The organism is Altibacter sp. HG106 (assembly GCF_028561755.1).
In the GTDB taxonomy this organism is placed as follows: Bacteria; Bacteroidota; Bacteroidia; order Flavobacteriales; family Flavobacteriaceae; genus DFVG01.
Genome location: NZ_JAQQTD010000002.1, coordinates 292,446 through 305,568, shown reverse-complemented (window position 1 = coordinate 305,568; position 13,123 = coordinate 292,446). Strand labels below are relative to the sequence as shown.

Genomic DNA, 13,123 nt, shown 5'->3' with positions numbered 1-13,123 from the left:
GTGAATCCAAGAGGAGAATATGTCAAGTACGATTGGATTACTATTTTCCTGTATCTGGCTCTGGTGGCCATTGGATGGATCAATATCTACAGTGCTTCTGCCAACGAGGCCATTGAGCCGTTTAGTTCCTTTCAGGAAGAATACGTAAAACAACTCTTATGGATTGGGCTTAGTGTCTTGCTCATTGTCGTAGTACTTGCACTTGATTCAAAGTTCTACAACCGCTTCGGAAGTATCATTTATCTCGTTTCTTTGGTGTCACTCTTAGGGCTATTCGTGCTCGGAAAAAACATCAATGGGGCTACCAGTTGGTATGCCTTGGGGCCGGCCTCCATTCAGCCCAGTGAGTTTGCGAAAGCAGCAACAGCATTGGCGTTAGCGAAGTTCATTAGTGATATTCAAACAAACATCAAGAGTTACAAGCACCAGCTACAAGCCTTTATAATAATCGCGCTTCCGGCTTTGTTTATTATTCCACAGCCCGATCCCGGAAGTGCCTTAGTATACGCCGCCTTCTTGTTTCCACTGTATCGAGAAGGACTTCATTTTATCTATCTATTATTAGGCTTCTTTGCGGCGGCGCTATTCTTCGGAACACTCATCTTAGGAACCACCTGGATTTCCATCTTAATTGTGCTCATCGCAGCCTTTGTGTTTTTTTGGCGAAGAAAAAAACGCCCTAACTTAGTGCGATACGGACTCATAAGTGTGATCTGTATTGGCTTCGCTTTTTCGGTGAATTATATCTTTAACAATGTATTTGAACAACGCCATCGCGATCGATTCAATATTGTACTGGGAAAAGAAACCGATTCCCAAGGAATAGGCTACAACACCAATCAAAGTGAAATCGCTATAGGAAGTGGCGGTTGGACCGGAAAAGGATGGACCCAAGGTACCCAAACCAAAGGAAATTTTGTGCCGGAGCAGCAAACCGACTATATTTTTACGACTGTGGGAGAAGAGTGGGGCTTTGTTGGAAGTATGGTAGTTATTGTACTGTTTATACTCCTCATTGTTCGTATTTTAAGCAGAGCTGAACAGCAAAAGGCACAATTTAACCGGATATATGGCTACAGTGTTGCCGCTATATTGTTTATCCATTTCTTTGTGAATATTGGTATGGTAACCGGGCTGTTACCCACCATTGGAATCCCCCTCCCTTTCTTTAGCTATGGAGGTTCCGGTCTTTGGGGCTTTACCATTTTGTTATTTATTTTCGTACGTCTCGATGCGTCCAACACCTTTTACAAATAAGGCTATTGCCACCAGGTAGTTGCTACAGTCGCTTCCAGTGGATGTTCTATGGAATCGGTCAGCTTCGGAAAGAAATCAATTCCCGTCACGGCTTCCAAAGCATCTACGGAAACAGTATAGTCAAAATACGAGCGACTACTCGGTTGATTCGGAATCAGAAATGCAATGACCTTATAGCTTTCTCCATCAGTTGCCAGCACGATTTTATAAAATGCCTCCGGCACAGACACCGCTTCCCGGCCTATTGCGTGTAATTCGTTGCGTAGCACACCACCAACGATGACATAAAGCGCACCCTTGTCTTCTGTCCATCGACGAACTTTTTGTTCTAAGCGGTTCCATATTCCCGAATTGAAGTCATGGTTTTGCGGACTGATATTGCTGGTGAAAAAGGTTTCTTCATACGCCTGGGAAGAAAAACGCCGATCCCCTGCGGGACAGAGGTGGCCTCTATCGTACCCCGAACCTTTGTAGTTGTTCCAATGAGCAGAACGGGATCGTACCTTTGGATCCATTTCAAAATTGGGTCTGCTATGATTTTGGTCGGAAATATGTTCTGGTCTCAATTCGTACGCAACCCATTCGGCTTGTTCGTGACTTTCCACATAAGAGAGGGTATAGAATTGATGCGAAATAATGGTTCGAGTAGTACTCTCCGGAAGTAGTTGTTCCCCCACTATTTTAAGGGACGTAGTTTCAGAAACCTCTGGGTTGAGCGTGATATTATTGGAATCGATATAACGTTCCGCCAAGTACAATCCGGAAACAATAACAACGAAAAGGAACACATACAGAAGCCGAGAACGCATGACACAAACCTACGTTGAAATATGGGTTTGTGCAACTCTTTGTCCTATTTGAACGAAAGGTAAATTCTCATCGGAAAGAACGCTTGGTCCTGTTTTATTTTCTAAGTTTGAGTTATGCGAATACTAACCATCATCCTATTCGTGGCGAGCCTATGTATGGCTTGCGAAAACGTAAGAAAAGACTCGCAGTTTTCGTATAATGAACTTTGGGACCTTCAAAGCAAGGCATATAGAACACCCTCCGATTCATTACCTATTTATCTAGATTCGATCGAGCGCATCATGAGTCGGACAAAAATGCTTCCAGATTCGATTCAGGCGCGTTATTATGACCTCCAAGGCATGAGGCTACTAGATACTGATGAATTAAATCGCGCGGCTGAATCTTTTCAGAAATCCATCTATCTGATCAAAAAACCGTTGCGGAATCTATATGTGGTTCATTATTTCAATCACGCATTCAAGGCCTATTTAGATCTTGGGGAATACGGAAACGCGGTTGCCGTTGGGGAACGTTATCTGGAAGTAATTCCTGCTGACGATAATAGGTTAAGGGCACATGGGTTATATTACCTTTCGGAAGCCTACAAAACAGCAGCAAATTTTGACAAGGCGGTTTTTTACAATCAACAGAAAATTGAGTTGTTACAACAGAATAAAGACACAATAGCCTTGGTCTCTGCCTTACTCACTCAGGCGAAGCTCTTGTACCATCAATCAAACCGAAGCAAAGATGCATTGGTTGTGTTAGACAGTATTCAAAAAAGCAATTGGACCCTGTCGCCCGACCTGGAGCGTCAACTCTATGGAACGCTAGGAGTCTATCATTTTCTTGATGGCGACTTTGATAGCGCAATTACTGATTATCAGAAATCGCTGTTAGCCACTAAAAAGATTACTCCACTTCCCTCAAACAGTAAGAGTCTCTTGGCACGAGGGTATGCAAATCTGGCGGAAGCTTTTATATGGAAAGAGGCATATTTAGATGCTCGAAAATACCTAGATTCTGTTCGTCTCATTGGAATTCACAATATCAATAGAGAACTGCGCAATAGCATCTTAAAGTATGAACTTCAACTAGCGACAGCAACCGACAAAAATATAGACCTTCTTTTAAGAAATCTAGATACGCTTGAAAAATACCAAAACCTTCAGTACGAAAAGAAAATGGAGAAGGAACTGGTGGCACTAAGTAACGCCAACGAAAACGAAAAAAGGCTACTGCGAGAAAAGCAACTCAGCGAAATTAGAAATATAGAATTACGGATAGGATTGTATGTAGCGATCTTTGGTCTCATCTTAGCTTCAATTATTGGATATCTGTGGTATCGCCAGCGTCAATTACGTTTTGAACGAAAAAGCCTTCAGATGCAGCAACAGCTGTTGCGCTCACAAATGAATCCACATTTTACCTTTAATACCCTGTATGCGATTCAGCAACAAGTAACCACCGAACCAGAACGCGCCACCTCGTACCTTTTGGGGTTTTCTAAATTACTACGACTCATCCTGGAAAATTCCACCAACAGTTACGTTTTACTAGAGAAAGAGTTAACTGCGGTTCGAGAATATCTGGAACTTCAATTATTGCGCACGCCAGAGAAGTTCACATATCAATTTAATTTAGTTTCCTTGTCAGAGGACGATTTTATATTTATTCCGCCTATGTTGCTACAACCCATTGTTGAAAATTGTATCGAGCACGGATTTCAGAATATTGGATATCAGGGAAGAATTCAAATTAGTTTGACACTAGAGGACTCATTTCTTAGTTGTAAAATTGAAGACAACGGTCGCGGAATCGATGTTCAAACTACTTCAAAAGATAAAACATCTACCGCCACTGACTTGATTCACAGTTTTCTTCGGAAAACGACTGGACGGGGACTACAAACGAAAAATAAGCGTGACTTAAATCCCGAGGAACCCGGAGTAATTGTTACCTTTCTCATCCCTACAAAAAATTCAGAACATGATTAAAGCACTGATCATCGACGACGAACCGCTATTCCGAAATGCCATTCAAGAGAAAGTGACGCAACGATTTGCACATGCCATCGAAATTGTTGGGGAAGCATCCGGCGTTTCACAAGGCTTAGAAGCCATAGCAACCTTGAATCCCGAACTTCTTTTCTTAGATATAAACATGGAGGATGGTACAGGCTTCGACCTTCTAGAAAAAACACCTTCTGTTTCTTTTGATATTATTTTTATTACCGGGTACGACCAGCATGCGATCAAAGCCATTAAAGCGGGCGCCTTGGATTATGTGTTGAAACCTATAGACGATTTTGAATTCGACGAAGCTGTAAGAAAGGCGATTGACACCCACAAAAAGGAAGATCAAATAGAAAAGTTGTTGGAGATTTCTGGAGAGTATTTTCGAGGTGTTGAGAAGAAGCGAATTATACTAAAAACTACAGATACCGTGTACGCCGTTTATGAAGAAGATATTTTGTATTGCCGATCGGAAGGAAACTACACCACCTTTTACACCTTAAAAGGAGAAACTATTATGGTTTCTAAATCCCTTAAGCAGGTGGAAGAAATTGTGTCTGAAACCACCTTTGTAAGATGCCATCAATCGTATATGGTCAATAAAAAACACGTACTACGATACAACAAAAATGGTACGCTCGTTGTGAAGCGAGACTTTAAAGTACCGGTTTCAAGCAGACGAAAAGATTACACTTTGGCTAGAATATTTGCATAATAATCCAAATATGAAATGCCTTAATACGAATTTACATCCAATTGCTACGCATCTGTAGTATAGCTTGTGTAATCGTAGATTGCACCGCATATTTGAGAGAATCAGAAAACTATTAATTATGAAAAAATCACTCCCACTCCTTGTTATTATCATTGTTGTGTTGTGTTCTATGATCGCTTGTGAACAAGAAGTTGTTCCAGCATCAACAGACACACAGCAACTCATACAGCAAACGTCGAATGAAGATTCTCCATCGACCATCATTGAAACCGATGGACCCATGTCTAAACAACGAAATGAAACAGCTACCTTCGAAAAGCGCCTTCATTGGACGTCCTTTATTACCGCTAAAATCATTCGTTATAATACAACCGGAAGGAGTCAACTGGTTCAATCGTTAGGCCTTATGAACAACACTGTGAATTTAAACATACTCATCGGTGATAACTCCAACTATCCGGCCTTTAACGCCGCTTTTAAAGACTACCTTTACTATTACATAGAAGGGACGCGTCCCGATCCCGATGATGAACCGGAAGACCCTGGGTTTCCTCCCGTTCCTCCCGGTGGGAATTCGGCACCAGACCTCTTAGACAATACCTCCGTTAGCTATGTTGGTCCGGCACAAATGAAATCGTTTGATGACAATGATGGAAATAATGATCCTGCAATTCTCGCCGCAATAGATGTATTTATCTCTTACATGATTGATGATAACTGTACCGAACTGTACTTCCCCAATGGTCTGAACCTAAACGGTTCTTTTGAACTCACCTCAACAGCGCATCCGCTTACCACAGCCAATTGGAACAACGGTATTCTACGAACCTACACGGGACAAAGCGGCGGTATTAGTGGTTCGGATGGAAGAAACCCGGTGTGCGCCCATTACAATGGTTGTGTTACACATGCGGTTGCCTCTGTAGACAACACCTACGTTTTAAACAACGATAATATCATTGTGGCGCGACCCAAACGAAATCCTTTTGCGCAACTCGATGACCCATGCTTTTACGGCGGCCAATACAGTGGAATTGATTTTACCGACTTATTAGATTAAATTATAAAAGCTTTTCGTCAGTAACCAAGCCGCCCCATTATGGGGCGGCTTTATTTTCTGTATTTGAAGATCTTTACGAATATGAAATAGAAGGCTACGCTTTTACAATGTGTATTGTTTGTCCTTTTAAAAAGGAAGAATTTAGAGAGAAATCAATATTAAATTCTTCTCATATGAAAACTGCAATGCACTCCCTGCTAAAAAAATTGTTGCTTACTAATCACATCAACATTCACCAAGATGAATTAAAATTTCAACTGGCAAGTCACCCTTCCTATCCTAGTTTGCATGCTATTGTAGGAGTATTAGATCACTTTTCGATTCCAAATGCAGCGCTTAAAATGCCTACCACCAAAGAAAATTTGGAGCAACTCCCCTCCTCCTTCCTTGGCGTATTATCCAGCGAAACCGGAGATACGCTAAGTCTCGTTGAAAAGCGAGGAGAACAACTCAAAATTACCGATGAAAACTCCGCTTATTGGCTGACTGAAGAGGTTTTTCTAACGAGATGGAACGGTATTTTGGTAGCAATAGAAAAAGACGAATCGGTAAAAGAATCAACAAAAAACCCGCTTTCCAGAAGGATTCACTGGGGAGTGATTGCAGTACTTCTAGGATTGACGGGTTTCTTCTTTTACTCAGTTCCATCAGTATATCCGGCCAGCTTTTACGCCTTCAGCTTTCTTGGCGTATTACTGGCAGGACTCATTGTTAGACATGAGTTGGGCTTTCACTCTCAGGCGACTCAAAAGCTCTGTAATTTTTCAGAAAAAGCGAGCTGTGATGCCGTGTTAGGCTCTAAAGGGGCCACGCTGCCCTTCGGAATCAAACTGAGCGATGTTAGCTTTGTTTATTTCTTCGGAATGATTGCAAGCGGATGGATCGCAATGGTTCTTGGTGATGCGTTTTGGGGCGTTTGGGGCATCCTATCGATGCTGGCTGTTCCTATCGTGATTTATTCTGTGTACTATCAGGCCGTTGTGGTGAAAAAATGGTGCCCTCTTTGTTTGGCATTAGGCGGAATATTGAGTCTCCAGGCTGCACTGTCTGTGTTTTTTGTTGCTTCGGAAAGGATCTTGACTCCTTCGCCATCAGCCGTATTACTCGTGTTGGGTATCGTCTTCTTTTCCGCCATGCTATGGGCGATGCTGAAACCCTTACTTATTAAACAAGAAGAATTCGCCAAGCTAAATGTGGCACATACGAAATTCAAACGAAATTTCTCGTTTTTTCAAGCAGCGTTGCAGGAAGAAGCACCCCTCGCAGAAAATCCTATCATTCCCAACGAATTACAATTCGGAAATCCGGACGCGGCAGTACAGCTTACCTTAGTTACAAGTCCGTTATGCATTTTCTGTAAACAAGCACATCAAGACCTCGCAGGAATTCTTGAGCAACATCCCGAACAGGTTTCACTACGAATTCGATTCAATGCAGATGCGGAAGCAAAAGAGAGTATGCTCACGAAAATTTCTTCCCAACTTCTTCATATTTACCATACTCAAAGCCCTGCAGCCGCCTGGAAAGAATTGCATCGGTTATATTCTGAAAATGCGGATGTACCCGCCTGGGTGGAAGCACAATCCATTCATTTTAACCCAGCTTACGATACGGTGATCGAGGCGCAGCGCGAATGGTGCTCTAGACATCAGATCAATTTTACTCCGGCGCTGTATCTCAACGATCAAGCCTTTCCAAAGCAATACGACAGAACCGACCTGGCGTGGTTTATTGAAGAATTAACGCAGGCCTATCTAGAAGAGGCAGAAGCGCAACAAAACACATTAAAAGCTTCTTAACAATATCTTTTCGCGAAGAGCAGACATACCCCACGCGTGTCTCTAAAGGTGTCGTGGAATCTTATCAATTTAAATTTTTAATCATGTTAAAAAATCTTTTAAAAACAAAAGGCACTAACGAAATGAGTGCCAATGAACTACGCGATGTGAAAGGCGGTGGAGATAATTGCTTTTCGGACGTGAACGGCGGCGGATGTCGTTGTGATTTCCCAACCTATTGTGTTATCGTGCCGGCTTCAGGATCGTGCCCGTCAGGGAGTGTCCCTGCAAACCCTCGTTGCTTTAGGTAATAGGTGTGACGCACCCCTCAGCGTCAATAAATGATGAGGAAATATTCATTTAAAATTTTACATCATGTTAAAGAACATTTTAAATATAGATCAAGTCAAAAAATTAAGTAAGCAGGAGCTTTCACAAACTTTTGCTGGCAACAGTTTTCCCTGCACTGGTTTCGAGCAATGTATAATTGCCTGTGGAGGAACTGGCGGCCATTGTGGTCCAGTCTATTCAAGAAACGGATGTACTTATCAATGCATAATTGACCCGGGGCAAGATCTTTAATCAAATTTACAGGGTAAAACGTTTCGTTTTACTCTGTTTTTTCCAATGAAAAAATTCCCAACATACCGACAACCCGACGCCAAAGACTGTGGCCCCACCTGTCTTAAGATTATTGCCAAACACTTCGGAAAAAACCTCTCGCTTCAGCGATTGAGAAGCTTGAGTGAAACCACCCGTGAAGGGAGTTCCCTGTTGGCATTGAGCGATACCGCGGAAAAACTCGGATTTAGAACGCTGGGCGTAAAACTTTCCGCAGAAACCCTTTCCGAAGCAACCCTACCCTGCATTCTACATTGGAATCAAGATCATTATGTGGTGCTTTATAAGATTAGAAAAGGGAACTATTATATCTCAGACCCTGCACATGGCCTCGCCACCTTTACTGAACGAGAATTTATCAATTGTTGGATCGGAAAAAATGCCGATCAGGAAACACAAGAAGGAATCGCATTGCTCATCGAGCCCACCCCACGCTTTAAAGACCTCAACACAGAACTGGAAGACGAATCCAAAAAATTTGGGTTCACGTATCTGTTTCAGTACGTGTTCAAATACAAGAAATTTTTATTTCAACTTATTCTTGGCCTCCTGGCTGGAAGTTTGTTACAGCTTGTCGTTCCTTTTCTCACCCAAAGCGTGGTGGATGTAGGGATCCGAAATCAGGATATTAACTTTGTCTACCTCATCTTGTTCGCGCAAGTAGCGCTATTCCTTGGAAGAAGTACCATTGAAGTAATTCGTAGCTGGATCTTGTTGCATCTCAGTACGAGAATCAATATTTCTATTATATCCGACTTTTTCATCAAGCTGATGGATTTGCCCATCGCCTTTTTTGACACCCGAATGACGGGCGATATCATGCAACGCATCAACGACCATCAACGCATCGAACGCATTCTTACCACTTCTTCGTTGAGCACGGTGTTTTCGATGGTTACTTTTATCATTTTTAGCGCGGTATTGGCCTATTATAGTGGCACCATCTTCGGAATCTTTCTCGTAGGTAGTCTCATCTACTTCTCCTGGATCCTTATTTTTCTAAAGAAGCGAAAGGAACTTGATTACAAACGCTTTTCACAAACCAGTACAGAACAGAGCAAAGTCATTGAAATGATTAATGGCATGCAGGAGATCAAACTGCACAACGCCGAAAAACAAAAACGCTGGAACTGGGAACACGTACAGGCCAGACTCTTCAATATTTCTATTAAAAACCTTGCGTTAGAACAATACCAAAGCGTTGGGTCATCGCTCATCAATGAACTAAAAAATATCTTGATCACGATGATCGCAGCCACGCTAGTGGTGCAAGGAGAGATCACCCTAGGGATGATGCTGGCCATTACCTATATCGTGGGGCAACTCAACGCGCCTATTCAACAATTTATTGGGTTTGTTCGAGAGCTGCAGGACGCTAAAATTTCGTTGGAACGCCTCGGTGAAATCCACAACAAAGAAGATGAGACCACCAAGGATACACACGCTATTACTGAAATTCCGCTACAAGAAGACCTCTATCTCAAAAATCTAAGCTTTCGATATACCGGTGCTGCCGATTCGGTTTTAAAAAACCTTTCTCTTACCATTCCGGCTAATAAAATCACGGCCATTGTAGGGGTGAGCGGAAGCGGTAAAACTACTCTGATGAAATTGCTTCTAAAATTCTATGAACCACAAGAAGGTAGTATTTCCGTAGGAGAACATAATTTGAATCGAGTCTCCAATAAAGTTTGGCGCCAACACTGCGGTGTGGTCATGCAGGAGGGATATATTTTTAACGATACCATTGCCGGAAACATCGCCATTGGCGAAGATGATATTGACTATGAGCGATTAGAACATGCGGTGGAAGTAGCGCAGATCAAAGAACATATTGAAAGTCTTCCGTTGCGCTACAACACCAAAATAGGCATGGAAGGCGTGGGGTTGAGTACCGGACAAAAACAACGGTTGCTCATTGCGAGAGCCGTGTATAAAAACCCTGACTTTCTATTCTTCGATGAGGCTACTTCCGCCTTAGACAGCAATAACGAAAAAAAGATCATGGAGAACCTAAATCGTTTTTTCGAAAATAAAACAGTAGTGGTAATCGCCCACCGATTGAGCACCGTGAAAAATGCCGATCAGATCGTGGTATTGGACAAAGGAAAAATCATTGAAAAAGGCACGCACGAAGAACTCGTGGCACAACAACAAAGCTATTTTGAACTCGTAAAAAACCAGTTAGAACTAGGCACATGATATTTCTTGCAAGAACCGACAGAAATTGCGACTGTCGTTAACTGTTCGCTTATAAGTAACACCAATAAACTTAGAATTATGTTACAAAACATTTCAAAATTAGGAACCGCCCTTTCTTCCAAACAAATGGAAGCCATTTTGGGTGGAAAATTAAATTGCTTAAATCAAGCGGGACGCTGTACGAGATGCAGCACCTCATGTGCGCAACCACAATGTCAACCAGGAAGTGTAGCTTGTCCATAAGCAGAAAATAGTAATCAAGTCGCTCGCACTAGCGGGCGACTTAAAATCACTCCCAATGCCACAACAACAAAATATTCGTAGCGAAGCAGTTCAAGACATATTAACCAAAGTTCCGCACTGGATGATTATTTGGGGAAATGCCTTGATCATTGCCTGCATCGTCCTTTTTTTCGCTTTTAGTTGGTTTATCAAATACCCCGATGTCATTGCTTCGGAAGCGATCGTTACCTCGAATCAACCCCCACAAAAACAATATGCTCCTACCGCGGCTAAAATTACGTCCATACTAGTACAAGATAAAGAAGTTGTTTCGGAAGGCACCCTTTTGGCGGTTATGGAAAACACAGCGAATCTTACCGATGTCCTGCAGCTAAAGCATATTTTAGATACCATCACACTACAGCAAGAACGGTTTGTTTTTCCGTTAGAAAGACTACCTCTTCTTTCCTTAGGTGATATTGCACCCGACTACGCGGTTTTTGAAAAAGACTATATCGATTATTCCCTTAATCAATCGCTTAATCCGTACGCAAACCAAGCGCAAGGGTATTATTTGTCTGAAAAGGAAATACAACTTCGCATTGCAAGTTTAGAAAACCAGAAAGTAATTGACCAACAGAAATTTGCTTTGTCTAAAAAAGAATTCGCCCGGAATGAACAGCTCTATAATAAAGGGGTTATATCTCTCAATGAATATGAAATCAAACAACTTCAATTCTTGGAAAAGGAAAAAAACCTGAACAATCTAGACATATCCTTATCGCAATTAAAACAGTCACTACATGAAACCTATCAGAATTCTAAAGACAGTAAAATCAATCATAAAATGGAGGAAACCAGGCTATTCAAAAACCTGATTCAATCTTTTACCAATCTCAAGGATGCTATTCGGACCTGGGAACTAAACTATGCCGTGACCGCAGATGTTTCGGGCCGTGTTTCGTTTATGGATAATTGGACCGAAGGACAATTCGTTCCTCAAGGAACGCTGCTCTTCACAGTAATTCCAGATAGAGATCAGCACTATTTCGCCACCATCAAAGCGCCCATTCAAAATTCGGGAAAGATCAAAACCGGACAAAAAGTACACATCAAATTGCTTAATTTTCCGGAAACTGAATACGGAATGCTTACCGCTAGTGTGGCTTCGATGTCTGCTATTCCCAACGAAGAAGGATACTATTTAGTGAAGGCGCAGTTAGATTCCGAATTGATCACCTCTTATCAGATTGAAATTCCGTTTCGTAACGAAATGAATGGTACGGCCGAAATCATTACCGAAGATTTGCGTTTGTTAGAACGATTTTTCTATCAATTACGAGGAATATTTGATAGTTAATTGCGAACATCCAACGCGTCGCGAAGCGCATTTCCTATAAGCATAAAGGCCATCACGAGACTCATGATTGCTACGCCCGGTACCAAGGCGAGATACGGTTTTCCTAAGATGATATAGGCGTAGTGATCTTTGATAATGCCACCCCAACTGGGCATAGGAGGTTGCGCGCCTATTCCCAGAAAACTCAATCCGCTTTCAATTAAGATGGCTGCCGCAAAATTGGCCGCTGAAATAATGATCACCGGCGCCAGACTATTGGGTAGAATGTGTTTTGAAATAATTCTAAAATGTCCAAATCCCAAGGCTGTGGCGGCCGTTACATACTGCATCCGTTTAACGCTCATGACCTGCCCCCGAACCACACGCGCTACTTCCACCCACATCGTTAGCCCCACCGCGATAAAGACCTGCCAAAAACCCTTTCCTAAGGCGAGGGTGATGGCAATGACCAAGAGCAAGGTAGGAATAGACCAGGTAACATTGATAAGCCACATAATGGCGGCATCTACTTTCCCGCCAAAATAGCCCGCCATCGCTCCTAGCGTAATGCCAGTGATGAGAGAAATAAAGACGGCTACAAAGCCAATGGAGAGTGAGATACGAATGCCGATGAGCATTCTGCTGAGAAGATCCCGACCGTATTTATCGGTTCCTAACAGGAATTTGGTATTCGCTATGTAGTGCTTCGGAATGTCTTCTACGGAAACTGCCTTCGGAAATTGATCAAGCGCATATTCTTTCTGGAGTCCTTCTCCCTCCTCGTTATATTCTTCAATCGCAATGCCTTCCGAAGTAAGCGAATACGAATTGATGGGAACTTCGCTAGCGGTATTTTTCTTCCCCATAAAAAAAGTGGCCAGACTGGAAGATTCCTCAGGAACTTTTGACGGAATGGTGAGGACCGTAGCTTGAAAACCAGGTGATTTTGAGTGTATGGAAAGATGCATTTGATTGGCGTTCTCTGAGTCGTCTGGTGCCAAGGCGTAGGCAAAAATAGCAGTGAGTACACAAACCACTAAAAAGCAACAACTAAAAACGCCCCAAAAATTCCGCTTGAATTTTTGGAGCGCTATACGGGATAAGGAGGTTGCTTTTTTCACA

General features: G+C 42.4%; 9 protein-coding genes. 7 read left to right on the top strand and 2 right to left on the bottom strand.

The genetic code is table 11. From position 1 onward, the window contains the following. Complete coding sequence (gene rodA / locus PO830_RS04105) at nucleotides 1-1,257, top strand: rod shape-determining protein RodA (protein ID WP_272852259.1); 1,257 nt, start codon at nucleotides 1-3, stop codon at nucleotides 1,255-1,257. A gap of 2 nt (nucleotides 1,258-1,259) precedes the next feature. On the opposite strand, the gene PO830_RS04100 is transcribed toward rodA, so the two are convergent. Beyond that, a complete protein-coding gene (locus PO830_RS04100; protein ID WP_272852258.1) occupies nucleotides 1,260-2,066 on the bottom strand; it encodes a DNA/RNA non-specific endonuclease in 807 nt (268 codons plus the stop codon). 114 nt (nucleotides 2,067-2,180) lie between these two features. Between PO830_RS04100 and PO830_RS04095 the strand changes: the two genes are divergently transcribed. The 6 genes from PO830_RS04095 (at nucleotide 2,181) to PO830_RS04070 (ending at nucleotide 12,022) form a co-directional block, all read left to right on the top strand. After that, nucleotides 2,181-4,046, top strand: a complete 1,866-nt coding sequence (locus PO830_RS04095; RefSeq protein ID WP_272852257.1) for a tetratricopeptide repeat-containing sensor histidine kinase — start codon at nucleotides 2,181-2,183, stop codon at nucleotides 4,044-4,046. Further along, nucleotides 4,039-4,779 (top strand): LytR/AlgR family response regulator transcription factor, encoded by a 741-nt coding sequence (locus tag PO830_RS04090; RefSeq protein WP_272852256.1) that lies wholly within the window; start codon nucleotides 4,039-4,041, stop codon nucleotides 4,777-4,779. The genes PO830_RS04095 and PO830_RS04090 overlap by 8 nt, the downstream gene beginning before the upstream one ends. A 118-nt stretch (nucleotides 4,780-4,897) precedes the next feature. Next, nucleotides 4,898-5,839, top strand: a complete 942-nt coding sequence (locus PO830_RS04085) for a hypothetical protein (protein WP_272852255.1) — start codon at nucleotides 4,898-4,900, stop codon at nucleotides 5,837-5,839. Between the two features lie 173 nt (nucleotides 5,840-6,012). Further along, entirely contained in the window at nucleotides 6,013-7,638 is a 1,626-nt protein-coding gene (locus PO830_RS04080; RefSeq protein WP_272852254.1) for a vitamin K epoxide reductase family protein, read from the top strand. A gap of 606 nt (nucleotides 7,639-8,244) precedes the next feature. Continuing rightward, a complete protein-coding gene (locus PO830_RS04075; RefSeq protein WP_272852253.1) occupies nucleotides 8,245-10,440 on the top strand; it encodes a peptidase domain-containing ABC transporter in 2,196 nt (731 codons plus the stop codon). A gap of 298 nt (nucleotides 10,441-10,738) precedes the next feature. Continuing rightward, nucleotides 10,739-12,022: an HlyD family secretion protein gene (locus PO830_RS04070; protein WP_272852252.1), complete on the top strand. Its 1,284-nt coding sequence runs from the start codon at nucleotides 10,739-10,741 to the stop codon at nucleotides 12,020-12,022. On the opposite strand, the gene PO830_RS04065 is transcribed toward PO830_RS04070, so the two are convergent. Further along, nucleotides 12,019-13,122: an ABC transporter permease gene (locus PO830_RS04065; RefSeq protein ID WP_272852251.1), complete on the bottom strand. Its 1,104-nt coding sequence runs from the start codon at nucleotides 13,120-13,122 to the stop codon at nucleotides 12,019-12,021. The two genes, PO830_RS04070 and PO830_RS04065, sit on opposite strands and share 4 nt — an antisense overlap. Nucleotide 13,123: the final 1 nt, after the last annotated feature.

Coding starts and splice junctions, on each gene's coding strand:
- PO830_RS04070 (WP_272852252.1), top strand. CDS start 10,739: ATGCCACAACAACAAAATATTCGTAGCGAAGCAGTTCAAGACATATTA.
- PO830_RS04100 (WP_272852258.1), bottom strand. CDS start 2,066: ATGCGTTCTCGGCTTCTGTATGTGTTCCTTTTCGTTGTTATTGTTTCC.
- PO830_RS04090 (WP_272852256.1), top strand. CDS start 4,039: ATGATTAAAGCACTGATCATCGACGACGAACCGCTATTCCGAAATGCC.
- PO830_RS04095 (WP_272852257.1), top strand. CDS start 2,181: ATGCGAATACTAACCATCATCCTATTCGTGGCGAGCCTATGTATGGCT.
- PO830_RS04075 (WP_272852253.1), top strand. CDS start 8,245: ATGAAAAAATTCCCAACATACCGACAACCCGACGCCAAAGACTGTGGC.
- PO830_RS04085 (WP_272852255.1), top strand. CDS start 4,898: ATGAAAAAATCACTCCCACTCCTTGTTATTATCATTGTTGTGTTGTGT.
- PO830_RS04080 (WP_272852254.1), top strand. CDS start 6,013: ATGAAAACTGCAATGCACTCCCTGCTAAAAAAATTGTTGCTTACTAAT.